This is a genomic window from Arthrobacter sp. Y3221160, assembly GCF_059092585.1.
The window spans coordinates 1,612,079-1,631,993 of the sequence record NZ_JBNHHU010000001.1 but is presented as its reverse complement, the minus strand read 5'-3'; the positions used below and the strand labels follow the sequence as shown (position 1 = coordinate 1,631,993).

Annotated in this window: 17 protein-coding genes; 13 read left to right on the top strand and 4 right to left on the bottom strand. The window is 69.8% G+C overall.

The window, feature by feature from the left end; translation table 11 throughout:
* Positions 1–70 precede the first annotated feature (70 nt).
* Positions 71–1,771, bottom strand: a complete 1,701-nt coding sequence (locus AC5RWG_RS07570; protein ID WP_494167106.1) for a bifunctional 3'-5' exonuclease/DNA polymerase — start codon at positions 1,769–1,771, stop codon at positions 71–73.
* Positions 1,772–1,887: 116 nt separating this feature from the next.
* On the opposite strand from AC5RWG_RS07570, the gene ssd reads away from it, so the two are divergent.
* The 7 genes from ssd to AC5RWG_RS07535 all read left to right on the top strand — a co-directional run bounded on the left by ssd (position 1,888) and on the right by AC5RWG_RS07535 (position 7,147).
* Positions 1,888–3,006: a septum site-determining protein Ssd gene (gene ssd / locus AC5RWG_RS07565; protein WP_494022379.1), complete on the top strand. Its 1,119-nt coding sequence runs from the start codon at positions 1,888–1,890 to the stop codon at positions 3,004–3,006.
* Positions 3,003–4,166 carry a TadA family conjugal transfer-associated ATPase gene (locus AC5RWG_RS07560; RefSeq protein WP_494022380.1) on the top strand — a complete coding sequence of 388 codons (1,164 nt, stop codon included), beginning with the start codon at positions 3,003–3,005 and terminating at the stop codon, positions 4,164–4,166. The genes ssd and AC5RWG_RS07560 overlap by 4 nt, the downstream gene beginning before the upstream one ends.
* 452 nt (positions 4,167–4,618) lie before the next feature.
* Positions 4,619–4,969: a hypothetical protein gene (locus AC5RWG_RS07555; RefSeq protein ID WP_494166698.1), complete on the top strand. Its 351-nt coding sequence runs from the start codon at positions 4,619–4,621 to the stop codon at positions 4,967–4,969.
* Complete coding sequence (locus tag AC5RWG_RS07550) at positions 4,966–5,529, top strand: type II secretion system F family protein (protein WP_494022382.1); 564 nt, start codon at positions 4,966–4,968, stop codon at positions 5,527–5,529. Before AC5RWG_RS07555 ends, AC5RWG_RS07550 begins: the two co-directional genes overlap by 4 nt.
* A gap of 126 nt (positions 5,530–5,655) precedes the next feature.
* Positions 5,656–6,216, top strand: a complete 561-nt coding sequence (locus AC5RWG_RS07545) for a DUF4244 domain-containing protein (protein ID WP_494022383.1) — start codon at positions 5,656–5,658, stop codon at positions 6,214–6,216.
* A 3-nt stretch (positions 6,217–6,219) separates the two neighbouring features.
* Positions 6,220–6,660, top strand: a complete 441-nt coding sequence (locus tag AC5RWG_RS07540; RefSeq protein ID WP_494022384.1) for a TadE family type IV pilus minor pilin — start codon at positions 6,220–6,222, stop codon at positions 6,658–6,660.
* A complete protein-coding gene (locus AC5RWG_RS07535) occupies positions 6,647–7,147 on the top strand; it encodes an Rv3654c family TadE-like protein (protein ID WP_494022385.1) in 501 nt (166 codons plus the stop codon). Before AC5RWG_RS07540 ends, AC5RWG_RS07535 begins: the two co-directional genes overlap by 14 nt.
* Before the next feature lie 121 nt (positions 7,148–7,268).
* On the opposite strand, the gene AC5RWG_RS07530 is transcribed toward AC5RWG_RS07535, so the two are convergent.
* Together AC5RWG_RS07530 and AC5RWG_RS07525 are read right to left on the bottom strand one after the other, a co-directional pair.
* Entirely contained in the window at positions 7,269–9,623 is a 2,355-nt protein-coding gene (locus AC5RWG_RS07530; protein ID WP_494022386.1) for a DEAD/DEAH box helicase, read from the bottom strand.
* A 209-nt stretch (positions 9,624–9,832) separates the two neighbouring features.
* Complete coding sequence (locus AC5RWG_RS07525; protein ID WP_494000646.1) at positions 9,833–10,507, bottom strand: GNAT family N-acetyltransferase; 675 nt, start codon at positions 10,505–10,507, stop codon at positions 9,833–9,835.
* A 97-nt stretch (positions 10,508–10,604) separates the two neighbouring features.
* Here AC5RWG_RS07525 and trhO point away from each other — a divergent pair, with 97 nt between their 5' ends.
* Complete coding sequence (gene trhO / locus AC5RWG_RS07520; protein ID WP_494166697.1) at positions 10,605–11,510, top strand: oxygen-dependent tRNA uridine(34) hydroxylase TrhO; 906 nt, start codon at positions 10,605–10,607, stop codon at positions 11,508–11,510.
* A 141-nt stretch (positions 11,511–11,651) separates the two neighbouring features.
* Here trhO and AC5RWG_RS07515 read toward each other — a convergent pair whose 3' ends face one another.
* Entirely contained in the window at positions 11,652–12,230 is a 579-nt protein-coding gene (locus AC5RWG_RS07515) for a GNAT family N-acetyltransferase (protein WP_494000644.1), read from the bottom strand.
* A 129-nt stretch (positions 12,231–12,359) separates the two neighbouring features.
* On the opposite strand from AC5RWG_RS07515, the gene AC5RWG_RS07510 reads away from it, so the two are divergent.
* The 5 genes from AC5RWG_RS07510 to proC all read left to right on the top strand — a co-directional run bounded on the left by AC5RWG_RS07510 (position 12,360) and on the right by proC (position 19,876).
* Positions 12,360–13,970 carry a DUF7059 domain-containing protein gene (locus tag AC5RWG_RS07510; protein WP_494166696.1) on the top strand — a complete coding sequence of 537 codons (1,611 nt, stop codon included), beginning with the start codon at positions 12,360–12,362 and terminating at the stop codon, positions 13,968–13,970.
* A 79-nt stretch (positions 13,971–14,049) separates the two neighbouring features.
* The gene (locus AC5RWG_RS07505; RefSeq protein WP_494166695.1) at positions 14,050–14,703 is read left to right on the top strand and encodes an ArsR/SmtB family transcription factor; all 654 of its coding nucleotides are present in this window, start codon (positions 14,050–14,052) and stop codon (positions 14,701–14,703) included.
* A 178-nt stretch (positions 14,704–14,881) separates the two neighbouring features.
* Positions 14,882–17,602, top strand: coding sequence for a type I DNA topoisomerase (gene topA, locus AC5RWG_RS07500; protein WP_494166694.1), 2,721 nt, complete (start codon positions 14,882–14,884; stop codon positions 17,600–17,602).
* Positions 17,603–17,690: 88 nt separating this feature from the next.
* Complete coding sequence (locus tag AC5RWG_RS07495) at positions 17,691–18,707, top strand: Ppx/GppA phosphatase family protein (RefSeq protein ID WP_494166693.1); 1,017 nt, start codon at positions 17,691–17,693, stop codon at positions 18,705–18,707.
* A gap of 308 nt (positions 18,708–19,015) precedes the next feature.
* Positions 19,016–19,876, top strand: coding sequence for a pyrroline-5-carboxylate reductase (gene proC, locus AC5RWG_RS07490; RefSeq protein WP_494025357.1), 861 nt, complete (start codon positions 19,016–19,018; stop codon positions 19,874–19,876).
* Positions 19,877–19,915: the final 39 nt, after the last annotated feature.

Genomic DNA, 19,915 nt, shown 5'->3' with positions numbered 1-19,915 from the left:
GGCTGCCCGGCGCCCCTCCGGCCGGGCTGACGGTCATGGACCGGTGGCCAGCTGGGGGAGGCGCGCTGCCTTACTTGGCGTCGGCGTAGGAATCGACCACTGCCACACTGACCGGGAAGGCCACAGGGATGGCGCCGAAGACCAGGCGGGTGGCGGCAGCTGCGGACTCCTCCACCAGCCGGCAGGCCAGTTGGGTACGGTCCTCGCGGACGTGCAGCATGACCTCGTCGTGAAGGAAGAACACCATTTCCCCCACGAAGGTTCCTTCCGCCGCGAAGGCGCGCAGCCGCCGTCGTAATTCCGCCAGCCAGCACAGCGCCCATTCAGCGGCCGTGGACTGCACCACGAAGTTGCGGGTGAAGCGGCCGCGGCTGCGGGCCAAGGTATCGGCCCGTCGCTGCTCTTCGGCCGTGGCGGTCCGTTGGGAGGCCAGCCAGCGTTCCGACGGCGGAGGGCAGCTGCGGCCCAGGTAGCTGCTGACCACCTGCCCCGCCTCGCCGGCCCGGGCCGCGCGCTCGACCACCGCGATGGCCTGCGGATACGTCCGGGTGAGCTGGGGCATCAGCCGGCCGGACTCGCCGGTGGTCGCACCGTACATGGCCCCGAGCATCGCGATCTTCGCCTTGGCACGGTCGCCGCCGAATCCGGCGTCGGCAATGCCCTGATAGAGATCCTTGCCACGGCCGGCCGCTGCCAGGGCCTCGTCCTGCGCCAGCACCGCCAGCACCCGGGGTTCCAGCTGCGCTGCGTCCGCGACGATGAGCTTGTGGCCGGGATCAGGGCGGACGGCATCCCGGATTTGGCCGGGTATCTGCAGGGCCCCGCCGCCGCGCGAGGCCCATCGCCCGGTGACCACGCCGCCCACCACGTACTCGGGCCGGAAGCGGCCGTCCCGGACCCAGGCGTCCAACCACGCCCAGCCATTGGCAGTGAACAGGCGGGCGAGCTTGCGGTATTGCAGCAGCGGCTCGATCGCCGGATGGGTGTGCTGCTTCAATTCCCAGGAGCTGGTGGTTTTGACCTCGATGCCGGCCCGGTGCAGGGCGCGGATGAGCTGCTGCTGGGAGTCGGGGTTGAACGTGGGATTGGCCAGCTCCTGTCCGAGCCTGACGGCGAGCTCCTCCAGCTTGTCCGGCCGCTGGCCTTCCCGCGGGCGTGCCCCCAGTTGGTCCTCAAGGATGCCCAGGTGCACGTCCTCGCGCCACGGCACGCCGGCGTGCTCCATCTCGGTGGCGATCAGGGCGCCTGCCGATTCGGCCGCCAGCAGCAGCTGCAGCCGGCCGCGGTGGACGGACGCGGCCACGGCCGCCAACTGGTCCTGCAGCTCGGCCACGAGGTCCTCCAGCTCGGTGCCGCCGGGCTGTGGTTCGTCAAAGAGGGTGAACTGGTTTGGGGACTGCTGCGGCGGCGGCAGCTGACGGGGCAGCTCTTCGTCCTGATGAGCGGCCGGCGCCTCCCGCAGCGCGCGGACATACCCGGTGTCCGGGGCGTGGACCGACAGCGCCAGGATGTTGCGGGCGAGCGTGAGATCGTGGCTGCGGTCCACGCGGGTGCCGGCGGCCAGCAGCGGCTGATACGCGGCGCGCGTGGCTTCGAAGACCCAGCGGGGTCCCTCGCCGTCCAGGCTTCGGACCGTCGAGGCGAGTCGTCCCTGGGGCACGACGACGGGCGGCCCGGAGGGGGTGCCGTGCGCGTCGGTGCGCTGCAGGTAAGCGACGGGTTCTGTGCCCTCCGGCACGGAAATGTTCCGCGCGGCGGAGGCCAGGACCATGTACACACCTCAATTCTGCACCGACCGGTCCTCCACACGCCCCAAGCCGTCCCTGGCGGCCCACATCCGGAGTTGGCGTGGCGGGCGCGGGCCGGGAGTGCAGAGAAGATCGGGGCATGCCAGGACACCACACCGCCGCCGAGCGGTCCCGCTGGAAACCAGCGGAAGCGACGGACGTCGTCCTCGTCGGCGGCACCGACCGGCTGCGTGATGAAGTGGCCAGGATCGCGGCGGCGGCCGGGCTGGCACTGCGCCCCGACGGACGCCCCGACGGATTGCAGGGGGCCCCGGATGCCGCTCGTGGGGCCGCCCCGATGCTGCTGGGCACCGCCGGGCATCACCGGGTGCAGCGGACCAACGGGGACATCATCGTGGTCGGATTCATCGACGAGGCACCGGCCCTCTGGGACCTGGCGGCCTCCACGGGGGCCGGGCGGGTGGCGGTGCTGCCCGAGGGTGCGGTGTGGCTGGCGGAATACCTGAGCCGGACCTGGCGGCGTGAAACGGCCGGGAAGGTGGTTGCCGTGCACGGGGCCAGCGGTGGAGTAGGGGCCTCTGCCCTGGCCGCCTGGCTGGCCGCGGAGGCTGCCCGCTCGGGAACGGCCACGGTCTTGGTGGACGACGACCCGCTCGGCGGAGGGCTCTCGGCTGCCCTGGGTGCCGCCGACGTCCCGGGCCTAACCTGGCCGGATCTGGCGGCGGTGCAGGGAACGGTGAACCCGGTCCAACTGGCGGCGTCCTTGCCGGCGACCGGCGGATTCTCCCTGCTGTCTTGGCCGGGGACAGGGGACCCCGTCCTGCACGGCACCCCGCAGGACGGGGCGGCGGCGGAGATCATGGCGGCCGCGTCAGGCGCTTTCGGCTTGGTGGTTGTCGACACCGGACGGCTGAGGAGACCGCCCCAGGCCGGGCCTCCGGCCAACGATACTGTGCTGCTGGCCCGGACGGACAGCCGCTCCCTGCGGGCCGCGGCGGCCGCGGCGGCAGCGGCCGAAGCCGGAACGAACCTGCACTTGGTGGTGCGGGGACCGTTGCCGGCCGGAGCCGACGAACAGCTGATCGCCGACGAGCTGGGGGTGCCGTTGGCCGGCTATGTGCCGCACCTGCGCGCGGTCCCGGCGGCACAGCGGGGAGGGCGCCTGCTGGATCTGGCCTCGAACAGGCGGATCCGCGCGTTGTGCGCCGGCCTGCTGGCGCGCCTGAACCCCGCACCGGGGCAGGGCAGCGGGTCATGAACGGGGCGGGACGCAGGCGGGCTGCCCCGACAGCGGTCTCCGCCATCGGATTGGAGCCCTTCCGCCGCGCAGTGCTCTCCGATCCATCGCCGGTGACGGGGGTCCGACTGGCAGCAGCCGTTCAGTCGAGCGGCCGTTTGCTGGGAACGGCCGGTACGCTGCAGGCGGTGGACTCGCTGGCCGCAGACTTGCGCGGGCTGGGGCCGCTGCAACCGCTGGCGGACGCGGGAGCCACGGACATCCTGGTAAATGGCCCGCAGGACGTCTGGGCCGACGGCGAACGCGGTCTGCTCCGTGCCCCCGTCGCTTTCGCCGGCGACGCCGAGGTACGGGCTCTGGCCGTACGCCTGGTAGCAGCCGGCGGGCGCAGGCTCGACGACGGGAACCCGTGCGCGGATGTGCGCCTTGCGGGTTACCGGGTCCATGCCGTGCTGCCACCGGTTTCGACCGGCGGGACGCTGCTCTCGATCCGGCTCCATCGTCCGCGCCGCTTCACGCTCGCGGAACTGCTCACCGCCGCGCCGCAGTGGCAGCCCTATCTCGAAGCCGTCGTCGGGCAGCGCCTGAACTTCCTGATCTGCGGAGCCACCGGGTCAGGCAAGACGACCTTGCTTTCGGCGATGTTGGGGGTCGCCGGCCCGCAGGAACGGATGGTCTTGGTCGAGGATGCCGCCGAACTGGACCCGGACCATCCGCATGTGGTGGGCCTGCAGAGCCGGACCAGCAACGTCGAGGGCACCGGGTCGATCGGCATGGCGGAACTGGTTCGGCAGGCCCTGCGGATGCGGCCTGACCGGCTGGTGGTCGGAGAGTGCCGGGGCGCCGAGGTTCGCGAGTTCCTTGCGGCGATGAACACCGGCCACGCCGGAGCCGGCGGCACCATCCACGCAAACTCCGCCGCGGCGGTCCCGGCCAGGCTGGCAGCCATGGGCGCGCTCGCCGGGATGAGCGCCGAAGCGGTCGTACTTCAGGCGGCGAGCGCACTGGACCTGGTGATCTCGATGCACCGGACCGGGGAAGGGCGCTGCGTGCGGGAGATTTGCCTGCTGCGGCGCGATCCTTCGGGTGGCTTGCAGACCATTCCGGCGCTGGTCGCTGACGGAGCCGGCATCAGGCACTCGCCTGGATCAGACGAACTCAGCGAACGGTTGTTCCCGTGACCGGCCTCGCGGTATTCCTGTTGAGTGCGGCCGCCTGTCTGTTGCTGATGCCGGGTCGCGGATCCCGGTCGGCGGAGGTGCGCCGCGGCCCCAGACGTACCCTGGCCGGCAGCGGGACGCGGCGCCGGTCCGCCGGCGCCGAATTGGACCTGCTGCCCCTCTTCGTGCGGCAGCTGGCCGCGCTGTTGAGTTCCGGGCGCACGCCGGCCCAGCTCTGGCCGGATATGCTCTCGTTCTACGCCGCAACGGGACTGCCAGACCGGTCCGCGCCCGGCTCAAGACGGCGGGATGGAACAGGGCCGGCGTCGGGTGCGGCAGCGCGGGAAGTGGGGCTGTTGCTCCCGACCCTTGAGGCGGCAGCACAGGCCGCGGATTTGGGGCTGGGAATAGGACCGGTTCTGCGGAGGCAGGGGCCGGGCGACGGCCGGCGGGTACGACCCGAGGCCGCCGCCGTGCAACGGATGTGGCATGATCTGGCTTCCTGCTGGGAGGTTTCCGAGAGGACCGGGGCACCACTGTCCCTGCTGCTGGAGAATTATGCGCGGCACCTGCAGCATCGGCTTGATGCCAGGGCTGCGCGCAGAATCGCGCTGGCGGGACCCAAGGCCACCGCGGCCCTGCTCGGGTGGCTGCCGCTGCTGGGACTTGGGCTCGGCGCCGCGATGGGTGCCGACCCCGTCGCCACGCTGCTGCTGTCACCGACGGGGTGGCCGGTCCTGGTCACCGGGGCGGCGCTCATGGTCGGCGCACGCTTCTGGTCCCAGCAACTCGTGCGCCATGCTGCCGGAAGGGAGGGCCTGTGATTCCGGTGCTGAGCGGTGTACTGCTCTTTGCAGCTGCCTGGCTGTTGTATCCGGGACTGGTCGGTGCCCGCCCCATCCCCGCGAAGCGGCCGCTCGTTTCAGGCGGAACCCGGAAGGGTGGCGGCAGGGACGAAGCGGCCGATCCTGCCCTGCACCTGGACTTGTTGGGCGCGATGCTGGCAGCGGGACTTCCCTTGCCTCACGCAGTGGCTGCCCTCGCTGCCACCAGCCGGGGAACGACGAAGACGGCTTTAAACCAGGTCGCCTCTGCGTTGTTGCTCGGCGTGGAATGGCAGGAGGCCTGGGCGCTCGCAGAGGGCGGTTCCGGACTGCACGTGTTGCGTGACTCCCTGCGCTTCGGTGCCGCAACGGGTGCGCCCTCGGCGGCGGTGCTCTTTGCCCAAGCCGACCAGCTGCGCCGGCGCGGGCATCAGGAAGACCAGCAGCGTGCGGCCGCGCTCGGCACCCGGCTTGTACTTCCGCTGGGGCTGTGCGCCCTTCCCGCCTTCATCGCGCTGGGCGTCCTGCCGGTGCTCGTCGCCCTCGTGCCCAAGCTGTAAGCACTCCTCCACAGCGCAGGCTTCATCCCGGAGTGTGCACCGGGACCAAGCCGGCAGTGCCGGCTCCTGGCGCGGTCGGGGAAGCTCGAATAACCGCAATCCGGCGGTCTCATCCAGGAGGAAAACATGTTGTCACTGGCCGAAATCCGGGACCGCACACCACGTTCGCTGCCGCCGAACCCTGCAGTGCAACTACCCGAGGACAAGACGGCGCGACAGATCGCGACGGCGCAACCACCCGGGGCCACGGCGAGGCAACCGTCCGCGGCGGCGCAACCACCCGGGGCCACGGCGAGGCAACCGTCCGCGGCGCAACCACCCGCGCCCGCTCAGCCGACCGCGACGGCGCAACCACCCGGGGCCACGGCAGGGCAATCATCCCCACCAGCGGAACCGACCGGGAACGCCGCGGCACAACGGCCTGCGGCGGCACTACTGCCCGCGGCGCCAGACGGCCCCGACAGTCTGGCGGATGTCATTGACTTCCCGGCAGACGGTCTGAACAGGCTCGCCCGGAGAAACTGGCGGCACCTGACCGGCTCCGAAGCCGGAATGGCTACCGCCGAGTATGCCATCGCGACGCTTGCCGCGGTGGCGTTCGCCGGGCTCTTGGTCCTGATCCTGCGAAGCGGCGAAGTCCGCGGCATGCTCACGGATTTGGTGGAGCTGGCGCTGAGGGCGGTCTGACCGATGTCTGTGTGGCGCCCCGCCCGCTCCAGCAGCGGCCGGTGTGCCCCGGCCGCCCAGCGCGCCGGCGAGCGCGGCAGCGTCACGGCGGAGTTCGCCGTTGTCCTGCCCTCCGTCGTCGTCGTGCTGGCTTTCCTGCTGGCCGGTGCGGCCGCCGGAGCAGCACAGCTGAATGTGGAGAAGGCCGCACAGGCGGCGGTCCGGCAGCTCGGCCGCGGCGAGCCGGAGACAGCAGCCGCCCACACGGTCCGCACCATCGCCGGGGACGGCGCTACGTTGGCGTCCGGCAGCGGCGGCGGCTGGGTTACAGTCCATGTCACTGCTCAGGTATCCGGTCCATGGCCCGGGGTTGGCCGCTGGACGCTGGAGGCCCGGGCAACCGCGCCTGCCGAGCCGACCGGCGGGCCGGTGATTCCGCCAGGCGCAGGACATGGAGCCGGCTAAGCGACGGCCGGCGCCCCGTGCCGCACCACCCGGTGCGGGTGCCGGTTCCGGAACAGCCGGACCGGACAGCACTGACCACGGCGACGGCGCCGGCGCTGGCGTCACCGGACCGCACGGCACGGACCACGGCGCCGGAACGGTGCTGTCGGTGGGGCTGGTGCTCATGCTGTGCCTGATGCTCGCGGTGCTCGTCACGGTGATGCAGGCGGGCTTGGCATCGGCGCGGGCGGGGAAGGCGGCCGACCTGGCTGCCTTGGCCGGCGCCGATGCTGCCCGCGGCCTGCTGGCCGGCGAACCATGTACCCTGGCCGCAGACGTGGCACGCAAGCAGGAGGCCGAGCTGCTGGCGTGCCGCCGTTCCGGACCCGGCGGTGTGGTGGTCGACGTCCGGACCCGAACCCGGCTGCCCGACGTGCTGGGGTGGCTTGACGGACAGTGGACACATGCCGAGGGCCGGGCACGTGCGGGGCCACCACCGGGCGGGTAAGCCATCAACAGCTGGGGTGGGCAGCCCCAAGGCGATAACCATCGGCAGCGCGGACGAAGCGCTGTTTCCCACCTGGCGCGTGCAGTGTTTGCCGAGTCAGGCGGGCGGCGGTGCCCCTCGGTTAGGCGACGGCCGCCTGGTGCCTGTCGGCAGGGGCAGGGCCAGCTTGGGAAAGCAGAGCCTCGATCAGCGTGACCGCCCCCGACTTGTCCAAGGGATTGTTCTTGTTGCCGCATTTGGGGGACTGCACACAGGAGGGGCAGCCCGTTTCGCACTCGCAGGACCGGATGGCGTCCCGGGTGGCCGCCAGCCAGATCCTGGCTGCCTCGAAGCCCCGCTCGGCGAAGCCCGCACCGCCGGGATGCCCGTCGTAGACGAAGATGGTCGGCTTGCCCGTATCGGCATGCAGTGCCGTCGATACCCCGCCGATGTCCCACCGGTCGCTGGAGGCCACCAGCGGGAGCAGCCCGATGCCGGCATGTTCGGCTGCATGCAGGGCACCGGGCACACGGGCCGCGACCAATCCCGCGGACGTCAGTTGCTGCTCGCCGATAGTGAACCAGACGGCCTTGGTGAACAGTTCCCTGGCACCAAGATCCAGCGGCTCTTCGCCCAGGATTTCGTTGGAAATGAAGGCCTTGCGCTGGAAGGAGACGACTTTGGTGGTGACCTTAACGTCGCCGAAACAGGCCTGGACTTCGCCCCACTGCTCGGTTCGCTGCGCGCCGAGCACTTCGATCTGCGTGACGTCGCGGGCCTGCGTGTAGTAGTCCGGATTGGCCCGGGTCACCATTGCGCAGTGGTCCTGCTCGTTGAGTTCATCCACGACGTACGTCGTGCCCTGGTGCACGTACACGGCGCCGTTGTGTGCCTGATAGTGCGACTGCGGGGAGTCCATGGTCCCGAGCAGTGTCCCGGATTCCGTTTCGACAATGCTGATGGGCCCGCCGCCGTCGGCCCGCAGGTTCACCATGGCCGCCGCGCTTTCCGGATGGGTCCAGTACCAGCCGGCCGGCCGGCGCCGGAGATAGCCGTCGGCGGTCAACTGGTCGAGCAGGCCGGGAGCCGCGGCGCCGAACAGCCCGAGGTCTGCGGGCGTCAACGGAAGCTCCTGGGCGGCGGCGCACAGGTGTGGCCCCAGGACATAGGGGTTCGACGGGTCGAAAACGGTCGCCTCCACGGAGACGTCGAAGACGGCCTCGGGGTGGTGGACCAAATACGTGTCCAACGGATCGTCGCTGGCCACAAAGGCAGCCAGCGCGTCCTGCCCGGACCGGCCGGCGCGGCCGATCTGCTGGAACAAGGAGGCGCGGGTGCCCGGCCACCCCGCGACCAGGACGGCGTCCAGTCCGGAGATGTCGATGCCCAGCTCAAGCGCCGAGGTGCTCGAGACGCCCAGCAGCTGCCCCGACCTGAGCTTGGCTTCCAGCTCGCGGCGTTCCTCCGGCAGGTAGCCGGAGCGGTAGGCAGCCACCCGCCCGGGCAGCGAGGGGTGGACGTCGTCCAACAGCCGTTTGGTGATGGACGAAATCGTCTCGGCACCCCGGCGGGACTTGATGAAGGCGATGGTACGCACCTGCGCCGCGACGAGATTGGCCAGCAGATCGGAGGTCTCGGCAACCACCGTGCGCCGTTCCTTGGCGCCGTTCTCGCCTTTGAGCTCGGTGAGCTGGGGCTCCCAGAACGCTACGGTCGTGGAGCCGTGCGGCGAGCAGTCTTCGGTCACCGCCTCTGCTTCCGCGCCGATCAGCCGACCGAAGGAGGTTGCGGGGTCCGCGGAGGTGGCGGAAGCGCCGATGAACACGGGGTCCGCCCCGTAACTGGCGCAGACGCGGCGCAACCGCCGCACGAGATTGGCAACATTCGAGCCGAAGACACCGCGGTAACTGTGCGCCTCGTCAATGATCACGAACCGCAGCCGGCGGAAGAACCGTGCCCACCAGGCGTGGTTGGGCAGGATCCCGAAGTGCAGCATGTCCGGATTGGCCAGCACGAAGTTGGCATGGTCCCGAATCCAGCGGCGGGCACCCGGATCGGTGTCGCCGTCGTAGGTTTCCGCCCGCACGGTGGGCAGCTTTAGCGCCTTGATGGCCGCCAGCTGGTCGGCCGCCAGCGCCTTCGTCGGGGCCAGGTACAGGGCGACGGCGCCGCTCGGCTCGAGGCTGACGGTGTCTGCCAGGGCCGTGCGGTGGATGGCATCCAGGGCCGGCACCTGGTAGGCCAGCGACTTTCCGGAGGCGGTTCCCGTGGCAATGATCGTATGGCGGCCCTGATGGGCGCCCTCGGCGGCGCGCACCTGATGGCGCCACGGCTCGTGCACACCGAGCGCGGCATAGGCGGCACGGATATCACCGTGGACCCACTCCGGCCACGGCTCGACCACCGCCTCCCGGGCCGGAAGCTCGCGGACATGCACTAGTTGCTCAGGCTCCGGACCGGAGCCGAGCAGCGGAATCAGGGAATCGTGCAGGGCCACCCGAACATTGTGTCACCACACCGGGGCGCGGCGGGCAGCACCCGCAGCAGGGCAGCTGCGGGCCGTGCGGGCCGGCTGCACGGGTGAGCCGGCCGCACCTATCGGCTAAGCAGCACGGGTGGGCCGGGCTGCATGGGTGGGCCAAGCAGCACGGGTGGGCCGGCCTGCATGGGTGGGCACGCAGCACCGGTGTGCCAGGCAGCAGGCGGTCAGCCCTCCGCCACGGGCTTGAGGATCATCACATCGCAGACCGTGTCCCAGCCCAGGTGCCGGTACAGCATCTGGCCGTCGTGCGAGGCGATCAGCAGCCCGGTGTCCACCATGTGCTCCAGCACGGAGGCGATCAGCGCGCGCATCACGTGCGTGGCCAGCCCGCGCCTACGGTAGTTAAGGTCCGTTTCGATGTGGTCGAAGACCGCGAAATTGTCGACGGCGGCGGCGACGCCGTGGGCGGCCTCGTTTCCTTCATGCACCACCCGGACCTTGTGGACGTTCCCGTGCTTCTCGACCTCGGTCTTGTAATCGGGGTCGCGGTACCACGGGTCCTCGGCGTCCTGGCCGGACATGTCGGTGACCATCAGCGACTGGGCGTTGTGGTGCACCCGCAGCCCATGCTGCGGCGCCAGCTGATGGATCCGCTGCGCGTCGCGCGTCAGCACGGTGAAGATCCGTCCCGGTGACTTGGTGGTGTCGCGGGCCACGGCGGCGAATTCCTCGTCGCCGGGTTCGAACGCGAAGTACTCCCAGTCCCCGGTCTTGTCCGCCAGCAACACGGCCGGGTGTCCGTCGACCTCTTCGGCGGAGTAGCCGCGGCAGGCCGACCAGCCGGCGACCCAGGCGGCAAGGACGTCGTCGGGGACGTCAGTCGTATATTCGTGACCCATAGCAGGACTGTACCGAACAGCGGGCGCGGGCGGCATGCCTAATCGATGACAACCCTGTCACAATCCCTGATTACCGGCCACCGCGTAACCTTGATGCGTGGCTTTGAACCGGATTGTGCTTTATTACGCTTTCACCCCGTTGCCGGACCCGGACGCCGTCCGGCTCTGGCAACGCGCGCTGTGCGAGAAACTCGGCCTGCGCGGCCGGATCCTGATCTCCAAGGACGGCATCAACGGCACCGTCGGCGGAGAGCTGAACGCGGTGAAGCAGTACGTGAAAACCACGCGCGAATACCCCGCCTTCCGCGGCCTCGACGTGAAGTGGTCCGAGGGCGGGGCGGAAGACTTCCCGCGGCTGAGCGTCAAGGTCCGGGACGAGATCGTATCCTTCGGCGCCCCGGGGGAGCTCAGGGTGGACCGGGGCGGCGTGGTCGGCGGCGGGACGCACCTGCGCCCGGAGGAACTGCACCAGCTCATCGACGCCAAAAAGGCGGCGGGCGAAGACGTGGTTTTCTTCGACGGCCGCAACGCCTTCGAAGCGCAGATCGGCAAGTTCAAAGACGCCATCGTGCCGGACGTGGCCACCACCCACGACTTCATCAAGGAACTGGACTCCGGCAAGTACGACGATCTTAAGGACAAGCCCGTGGTGACGTACTGCACCGGCGGCATCCGCTGCGAGGTGCTGTCGTCCCTGATGGTCAACCGTGGCTTTCAGGAGGTCTACCAGCTCGACGGCGGAATCGTCCGTTACGGCGAAACCTTCGGCGACGCCGGGCTGTGGGAAGGTTCGCTCTACGTCTTCGATCAGCGCATGCACCTGGAGTTCACGCCGGACGCCAAGACCATCGGGGAATGTGTCCGCTGCCAGGCGCCGACCAACAAGTTCGAGAACTGTTCCAATCCGGACTGCCGCCAGCTGACGTTGTACTGTTCCGCGTGCGCAGCGGAGCCGCAGACCCTGCGCTGCCCGGACGGCTGCCCGGAGCCTGCCGCCGCCTGACTGCCGCTGCTGACCGCCGCCGGCCGGCTCCCGTTGTGTGGCCCGGCGGCATCCGGGCCGTCCGTCCCCGGGCAGGGGAGCGTCCCGGAGCTGTTTTGTGGACGTCGCGGGCTACCCAACGGCATCAGGTTCCGCGGCGGGTCAGGCGTTCGCGGTCTCGGGCCACAGGCCCGCGGTGGCATCCTGCGGTTCGGTGTCCTCGACCTCGGTCTTGAACACGCTCATGCCCCGCGCCTGGTAGTTGGCCACGGCCGCCGGCCCGTCCAGCGAACAGGTATGCACCCAGACGCGCCGCACCGGCGGAAACCCGTCCCAGCGGCCATGCAACTGCCAGGCCTGCCGGATGCCTTCGGTTAGCAGGGCACCGCCGAAGCCGCGGCCGATCGCCTCGGGGAACAGGCCGAAGTACATGATTTCGACGTCGGTGCCGGTCTCGCCGGGCCGGCCCAACAGTTCCACGTAGCCGGCCGGAGCGTTGCCGGTGTACAGCACCCAGGTTTCCGCCCCGGGGGCACGCACTGCCTGTTCCCATTCGCTGCGCGTGAGCACCAGCCGGTCGGCCCAGTTCCAGCTGCTGCCCACACTGCGGTAGAGGAACTTGCTGAACTCGGGGCTGATCTGCCGCACCCGCACCACGGCGGCATCATCCGGCAGCGGGCGCGAGCCCGGCACCAGCTGCGCCGGATCGGTCTGTTCAAGGTAGGTGGTGGTGACGAGCATGAGGTCATTTAACCATCAGGGAACCGCCGCGGAGGCACGGGCAGCAGTGATCTGTGAGCGCTGAAGGGCCGCGGGCACCTGGGCCCGGCAGGTCCGGGGCGTGTCTGTCCGGGTTACTAGACTTGGGCCGTGGATAGTGCAGATTTCTCCGACGTCCCCCATGCGCCCGCCAGCAGCGACCGGCGGCTGCTGGCGGACCTGGCCGCCGACCTGACCACCCTGGATTACAGCGTGGACGGCGTTGCGGCGCTGCTCGGAACCGAGGCGTGGGAGGCCTTGGACCGCGACCAGCTGGTTCCGGCCGTGCTGGCTACCGCCCGCCTGCTGGAGGATCCGGCACAGGGCCGCCTGGCCGCCGTCGTGCGCCTCTGGCTGTTGGGTCGGAGCGTGCCGCCCGGGCTGCTGGCGCGGGCGTTCCCGCGCACCGGGGTGGACGGGCTCGCCGCCCTCGGGCTGGCCGAGCGCGACGGCGGTGAGTGGCGGGCCGCCGTAGACCTCCGCCCGTACGCCTTCGGCGAGACCGAGCTGTGGGTGGCCAGCGACCTCGGGGCGCACCAGCGGCCCGGCGTCCTCCGGCACGATCACGTCCTGGGCATCGGCCAGGCCTCGCTGACGCTGGCCCAGCTGACCGTCCGCACCGAGGTGGAACGGGCCCTGGACCTTGGCACCGGGTGCGGGATCCAGCTCTTCCACCTGCTGGGCCACGCCCGCCACGCCACCGCGACGGACATCTCGGAGCGGGCGCTGGCCTTCACCCGGTTCAACCTCGCCCTCAACGCCGGCGCCCTCGGGCTGGACCCGGACCACCTGGAGGAGCGGGTCAGCCTGCGGCTGGGCAGCCTGTTGGAGCCGGTGGCGGGGGAACGGTTCGACCTCGTGGTATCCAACCCGCCGTTCGTGATCACGCCGCGTCGCCCGGCCGAACGCGCCGACGAGCAGTTCACCTACCGCGACGGCGGACTGCCCGGCGACGACATCGTGGCCACCCTCTTCCGCTCCCTGCCCTCGGTGCTGGCCGACGGCGGCGTCGCACAGATGCTGGGCAACTGGGAAATTCCGGCGGGCGCGGGCAGCTGGCACGCCCGGTTGGAGCAGTGGCTGGCGCCGGACACCGACGCCTGGGTCATCCAGCGCGAGCAGCTCAGCCCGGCGCAGTATGCGCAGACGTGGCTGCGGGACGCCTCGGTGAACCGCGACCCCGAGCTGTTCGAATCCGCGTACGCCGCCTACCTGGACGATTTCGCGTCCCGGGACGTGGAGGCCCTCGGCTTCGGGCTCGTGTGGCTGCGCCGCTCCCTGCCCGACGCCGCGGCCGCCGCTGCAGGCGCAGGATTGCTGCGGAGGTTCGAGGAGATCACCTATCCGATCGAACAGCCCATCGGCCCGCACCTGGCCGCGGCGGTCGAGCGGGCCGATTGGCTGGCCGAGCACGCCGCGGACTTTGGCCGCCAGCACCTGCGGGCGGCCGAGGACGTGACCGAAGAGCGGCACCAGCGGCCGGGCGCCGAACATCCCGGCGTCATCTTGCTGCGCCAGGGCGCGGGGCTGCGCCGGACCAACCTGATGAGCACCGAGTTGGCCGGGTTCGTTTCCGCGTGCGACGGCGAGCTGGGCGTGGACCAGATCATCGGTGCGCTGGCGGCGCTGTTGGGCCGCGAGGAGCCGGACTTCGCCGGGCAACTCTCCGCCGAAGTGCGGAACCTGGTGGCAGACGGCTTCCTGGTGCCTGCCGGCGAATAGGAAATTGTTGCCGGATTGCAGTCCGGGATTGGCCGGCAGCCCCGCCCGGGAGCGGTGACCGGCATTACACTTACTGATCATGACTAAGGCTTCAAGCACGACGACCGGCCGGGCGGCCACGGCAGCGGCGGCCACTCCGGCCGAGCCGGCGACCGGAGACAGGGTCAATATCTCCGATGCCCGCGCCATCCGTGCGCTGGCCCATAACGTGCGGCTGAAGGTCATCGAAGAGCTCTTTGATACGCAGCAGCCGGCCACCGCCACGGAGTTGGCGCAGCGGCACGGGCTGACACCCAGCGCCATGAGCTACCACCTGCGGGCGCTGGAAAAGTGGGGATTCGTCAAACGGTGCGTGAACCAGGGCGACGGCCGGGAACGGCACTGGCAGGCCGCCGCCGGACGCCTGGACGTGACCAGCGTGGCGGACAGCCGTGCCGCCACCATGGGCGTGGTGGATGTGGAACTGAACGACCTGCGCGAACGCCTGTCCAAGTACGTCAAACGGGACAAGCAATTGCCGAACCCGGACACCTGGCGGCAGGAGGGGCACCTGGCTGCGCTCAGCACGGGGCGGTTCTACCTGACCGAGGAACAACGGAAGGACCTCGGCCGGCGGATCGGCGAGATCCTGCTGGAATACAGCCCGACGACCAATCCCGAAAACCGGGGAGAAGGGGCGGAAAAGCTGTACTACGTCTTCTCCTTCCTGCCCGGCGACATCGACAACGATTAGGGCCTTGCCGCGGGCATCGGCAGCGGTCCGTTGCCGCGGAGGCAGCCGGCTGCACGCGCTGGCGTTTTCTGTTTCGCGGTACTGTTGCGGCTAACCTAGTGCTGACGGTCCTCCACCCCGCCGGGTTGGGGGACGTATTTACAAGCGCATCAACACCCTTTCTTTACGTAGGAGCACAGTGCCAGCCAAGGCCCGCGAAAAAACCGGTAAGAAACTCGTCATCGTCGAGTCCCCGGCCAAGGGCAAAACCATCGCCGGGTACCTCGGCGAGGGCTTTGAGGTCACGGCTTCCATGGGGCACATCCGTGACCTGCCCCAGCCCTCCGACCTGCCGGCCGAGCTGAAAAAGACGTCGGTCGGCAAGTTCGCGGTGGATATCGAGAACGATTTCGAGCCGTATTACGTGGTGTCTCCGGACAAGAAGAAAAAGGTGTCCGAGCTCAAGTCGATGCTCAAGGACGCCGACGAACTCTATCTGGCAACTGACGGTGACCGCGAGGGCGAAGCCATCGCGTGGCATCTGCTGCAGGTGCTGCAGCCCAAGGTGCCCGTGCACCGCATGACGTTCAGCGAGATTACCCGCGAAGCCCTGCAGCGCGCCCTGACCGAGGTCCGCGAGGTGGACACCGACCTGGTCGACGCCCAGGAGACCCGCCGGATCGTGGACCGGCTCTTCGGCTACGAACTCTCGCCGGTGCTCTGGCGCAAGGTCAAGGCGGGGCTCTCCGCCGGACGCGTGCAGTCCGTGGCTACCCGGCTGGTCGTCGAGCGCGAGCGCGAGCGGATGGCGTTCCGGGCGGCCTCCTACTGGGACCTGGTGGCAACCGTGGCGCCGGAGGACGCGGTCAAGGGCGGGGTGTTCAAGGCGAAGCTGGTCTCGGTCGACGGCAGCCGGGTCGCCGCCGGCAAGGACTTCAACGATCTGGGCCAACTCAAGGCCCGCTCCGCCGTCCATTTGGACGAGGCGGCCGCCACCGCGCTGGCAGACTCCCTGCGCAGCGCCAGCTTCTCCGTCCGCGCGGTAGAGAACAAGCCCTACACCCGCCGGCCTGCGGCGCCGTTCACCACCTCCACCCTGCAGCAGGAGGCGGCCCGCAAGCTTCGGTTCTCCGCGCGCTCGACCATGCAGGTGGCGCAGAAGCTGTACGAAAACGGCTACATCACCTATATGCGTACCGACTCGCCGGCGCTAAGCGATCAGGCCGTGAACGCCGCGCGGCGCCAGGCCTCCGAGCTGTACGGGCCCGAGTATGTCCCGGATGCCCGCCGCGTTTACAAGGGCAAGGACAAGAACGCCCAGGAAGCCCACGAAGCCATCCGGCCCGCCGGTGATTCTTTCCGCACGCCCGGCCAGGTGCGCAGCCAGCTTTCCGGCGACGAGTACCGGCTGTACGAGCTGGTCTGGAAACGCACGGTGGCCTCGCAGATGGCCGACGCCAAGGGATCGACGTCGACCGTGCGGCTCGGCGCCACGGCCGGGGACGGGCGGGACGCGGAGTTCACCGCATCCGGCACCGTCATCACGTTCCCCGGTTTCCTGGCCGCCTATGAGGAGGGCAAGGACGCCGGACGCGAGGACGAGGACGATGCCACCGGCGGGCGCCTGCCGAACCTCGCCAAGGGCGACGCGCTGGACGCGCAGGCGGTCGACGCCGTCGGGCACGAGACATCGGCACCGCCGCGCTACACCGAAGCATCGCTGATCAAGACGCTGGAAGACCGCGGCATCGGCCGTCCGTCCACCTACGCCGCCACCATCTCCACCATCATGGACCGCGGCTACGTCCGCACCCGCGGCTCAGCGCTGGTTCCGAGCTGGATCGCGTTCTCCGTGGTGCGGCTGCTGGAGGAGTACTTCAGCGACTACGTCGACTATGACTTCACGGCGGAACTCGAAGAGGACCTGGACCGCATTGCCCGCGGCGAGGCCAGCCGGACCGAGTGGCTCTCCGGCTTCTACTACGGGGACCGCAAGGAAACCGGCCTGAACACCGTGGTGAACGACCTGGGCGAAATCGACCCGCGCCGGATTAATTCGATCGAGATTGCCGAGGGAATCACCCTGCGGGTGGGCAAGTTCGGCCCGTATTTGGAACGCAACGGCGAGGGCGACGGCGAGGAGCCGGAGCGGGCCAACGTCCCCGACGACCTGGCTCCGGACGAGCTGACCCCGGAGAAAGCCCTCGAGCTGATGGAAACCCAGGGGCCTGGCGAGCGCGAGCTTGGAAAGGACCCGGAGACCGGCCGGACGATCGTGGCCAAGGAAGGCCGTTACGGCGCCTACGTCACCGAAGTGATCCATGAGCCGACGGCCGAGGAACTGGCCGCGCAGCCGGTGGAGTATTACAAGAACGGCAAGCCCAAGCCGCCGAAGAAGCCCACCAAGGTCAGGCCTCGCACCGGTTCCCTGTTCAAGTCGATGAGCGTGGACACCGTCACCCTCGAGGACGCGCTGAAGCTGCTGAGCCTGCCGCGGGTGCTTGGCACCGATGCCGAGGGCACCGAAATCACCGTGCAGAACGGACGCTTCGGCCCGTACCTGAAGAAGGGCAGCGATTCACGGTCGATCGGCTCCGAGGAGGAAATCTTCACCATCACGCTGGAACAGGCGCTGGAGATCTACGCGCAGCCGAAGACCCGGGGCGGCCGCACCGCTGCCGCACCGCTGGCCGAGTTTGGCGTGGACCCGGTGTCGGAGAAGAACATCGTGGTCAAGGACGGCCGGTTCGGCCCCTACATCACCGACGGCGTCACGAACATCACGGTGCCGCGCGCCACCAGCATCGAAGAGCTGACACGCGAGCAGGCCATCGAACTGCTGGCGGAGAAGCGCGCGAAGGGACCGGCGAAACCGGCGGCGAAGAAGCCGGTACGGCGCAAGGCCGCCGCCAAGAAGTAGCGGCCGCCCCGGCCGCCGCCCGCCGCGGTGGGGGCCGGACCCGGTGCCCGTTTGCGGTGCCCGTGCCGCAGGCCTGCATAATATGAACATGCGTCTGGGCGTTCTCGACATCGGTTCCAACACGGTGCATTTGTTGTTGGTGGATGCCCGCCCGAGTGCCCGGCCGGTGCCATTCGCCTCGCACAAGCGGCCGCTGTCGCTGGTGGCGTATCTGGATGCCGACGGCAGTATCAGCGAAGAGGGCCAGCAGGAACTCATCGGCTTTATCCGAGAGGCCTGGCGGTTCGCCGGGCTGCACGGAGCCGAAGACATGCTGGCCTTCTGCACCTCCGCCATCCGCGAAGCGACCAACGGCAGGGCAGTATTGGACCGGGTCAAGGCGGAAGCCAATGTCACGCTGCAGGAGCTGACCGGCCCCGAGGAGGCCGGCATGACCCTGGTGGCCGTCCGCCGCTGGTACGGCTGGGGGTCGGGCACAATCCTGGACCTGGACATCGGCGGCGGCTCCTTCGAGATGGCCATCGGCCATGACGAACTGCCCGAACACGCCGTGTCGGTGCCGCTGGGAGCGGGCCGGCTGACCCGGGAGTGGCTGCCCGAGGACCCCCCGAGCGTGAAGAGCATCAAGGACCTGTACGGGTATATCCGCGAGACGCTGGCTCCCGCGGTCGAAGAAATTTCTGCCCACGGCCGGCCGGACATGGTGGTCGGAACCTCCAAGACCTTCCGCTCGCTGGCACGGATCGCCGGGGCCGCACCCTCGGCCGCCGGCCCGTACGTGCGGCGGGAACTGCACCGCACGGACCTGTCCCTGTGGACGCGGCGGCTGGCCGCCATGCCGGTCAGCGACCGTGTCAATCTTCCGGGTGTCTCGATGGTGCGGGCGCCGCAACTGCTCGCCGGGGCGATGGTCGCCGAGGCGGCGATGGAGATGTTCGAGACCGAGACGCTGCAGATCTGCCCGTGGGCGCTGCGCGAGGGGCTGATCCTCAAACGCTTCGATCACCTGCTCTACGACAGCGACGCCCCGGTCAGTCCCGTGGGCACCATGCTGGTGCGGCAGGCGCTGGAGCCGGCCCCCGCCGTCGAGAAGGTGGGCAGTTAGCAGCAGCGGCGCAAAACCGCGGACACGTCACGCGGCAGGGCTGCGGTGGAGGGCTTAAATGGCGACGCCGGCGAACGTTGCGGTCGGTTGGGGGAGTCAACCGCTGTTCGCCGGCGCCTGGACCGGAACCAGCAGATCCGGTCCATCATCACTCGCACCTTGATGAGGTGTTTATGACACTAGACGGGGACCTTGGGACAACGCCGTTAAACACCTGAACGGCACCTGTGAGTTCTTCCCCGCGGGTGTGCGTGGGGGCCCGAACGGCAGCACGCGCCGGATGACGGCACCATGATTCAATGGCAGACATGACTGCTGACGCCACGGAAACACCAACCGCTCGCCGCATCGCTTTCCTGGGCTGTGGGTCCATGAACGAGGCCATCCTGGCCGGGCTGCTGGCCTCCGGAACACCGGCAGAAAACGTGACGGCGACGGTGCGCCGCAGCGAACGCGCCGCGGAACTGCGCGGGCGTTATCCCGGCCTGACGGTGCTGGCGGAACAAGACGACCCGGCGGCCAACGCCTATGCGGTGCAGGGCGCCGACGTAGCCGTGCTGGGGGTGAAGCCGGCGGGCATCGCGGACCTGTGCCGGACCATCGCGCCGGCTCTGGATAAGCGGACCGTGGTGGTTTCCGTGGCCGCGGCAGTCACCGTTGCCGCCATGGAAGCTGCCCTGCCGGAAGGCCAGCCGCTGGTGCGCAGCATGCCCAACACGCCGCTCAAGGTGCGCCGCGGGGCGGTCGGCGTCTCCGCCGGCAGCCACGTGAGCGATGCCCAGCTGGAGGCCGCCCGCGAAGTATTCGCCGGCGCCGGCACGGTCGTCGTGGTTCCGGAACACCAGCTGGACGCGGTGTCCGCGGTCAGCGGTTCCGGCCCCGCCTATGCTTTCTACCTGGCCGAAGCGATGGCCGCCGCCGGCGTGGAGCTGGGCCTGGAGCCGGAGCTGTCGATGACGCTGGCCCGTGAGACCGTGGCCGGCGCGGGCATCATGCTCGCTGCGCCGGATGCCGACCCGGCGGTCATGCGCCGTGCCGTCACCAGCCCGAACGGCACCACGGAGCGCGCCATCGCCTCCTTCGACGACGACGGGCTGCCGCAGGTGATCGCGCGCGGTGCCGCGGCCGCTGCCGAACGGGCGGCCGAACTGTCGCGCGAGCTGGCCTGAGCCGTAAGGGGGCCTGGGTCCGCTGGACTTGCGGGCGGC

Excerpts from the sequence above, each read along its gene's own strand:
- AC5RWG_RS07570 (WP_494167106.1), bottom strand. The coding sequence starts at position 1,771 with ATGGTCCTGGCCTCCGCCGCGCGGAACATTTCCGTGCCGGAGGGCACA.
- ssd (WP_494022379.1), top strand. The coding sequence starts at position 1,888 with ATGCCAGGACACCACACCGCCGCCGAGCGGTCCCGCTGGAAACCAGCG.
- AC5RWG_RS07560 (WP_494022380.1), top strand. The coding sequence starts at position 3,003 with ATGAACGGGGCGGGACGCAGGCGGGCTGCCCCGACAGCGGTCTCCGCC.
- AC5RWG_RS07545 (WP_494022383.1), top strand. The coding sequence starts at position 5,656 with ATGTTGTCACTGGCCGAAATCCGGGACCGCACACCACGTTCGCTGCCG.
- AC5RWG_RS07540 (WP_494022384.1), top strand. The coding sequence starts at position 6,220 with ATGTCTGTGTGGCGCCCCGCCCGCTCCAGCAGCGGCCGGTGTGCCCCG.
- AC5RWG_RS07535 (WP_494022385.1), top strand. The coding sequence starts at position 6,647 with ATGGAGCCGGCTAAGCGACGGCCGGCGCCCCGTGCCGCACCACCCGGT.
- AC5RWG_RS07525 (WP_494000646.1), bottom strand. The coding sequence starts at position 10,507 with ATGGGTCACGAATATACGACTGACGTCCCCGACGACGTCCTTGCCGCC.
- AC5RWG_RS07515 (WP_494000644.1), bottom strand. The coding sequence starts at position 12,230 with ATGCTCGTCACCACCACCTACCTTGAACAGACCGATCCGGCGCAGCTG.
- AC5RWG_RS07505 (WP_494166695.1), top strand. The coding sequence starts at position 14,050 with ATGACTAAGGCTTCAAGCACGACGACCGGCCGGGCGGCCACGGCAGCG.
- AC5RWG_RS07495 (WP_494166693.1), top strand. The coding sequence starts at position 17,691 with ATGCGTCTGGGCGTTCTCGACATCGGTTCCAACACGGTGCATTTGTTG.
- proC (WP_494025357.1), top strand. The coding sequence starts at position 19,016 with ATGACTGCTGACGCCACGGAAACACCAACCGCTCGCCGCATCGCTTTC.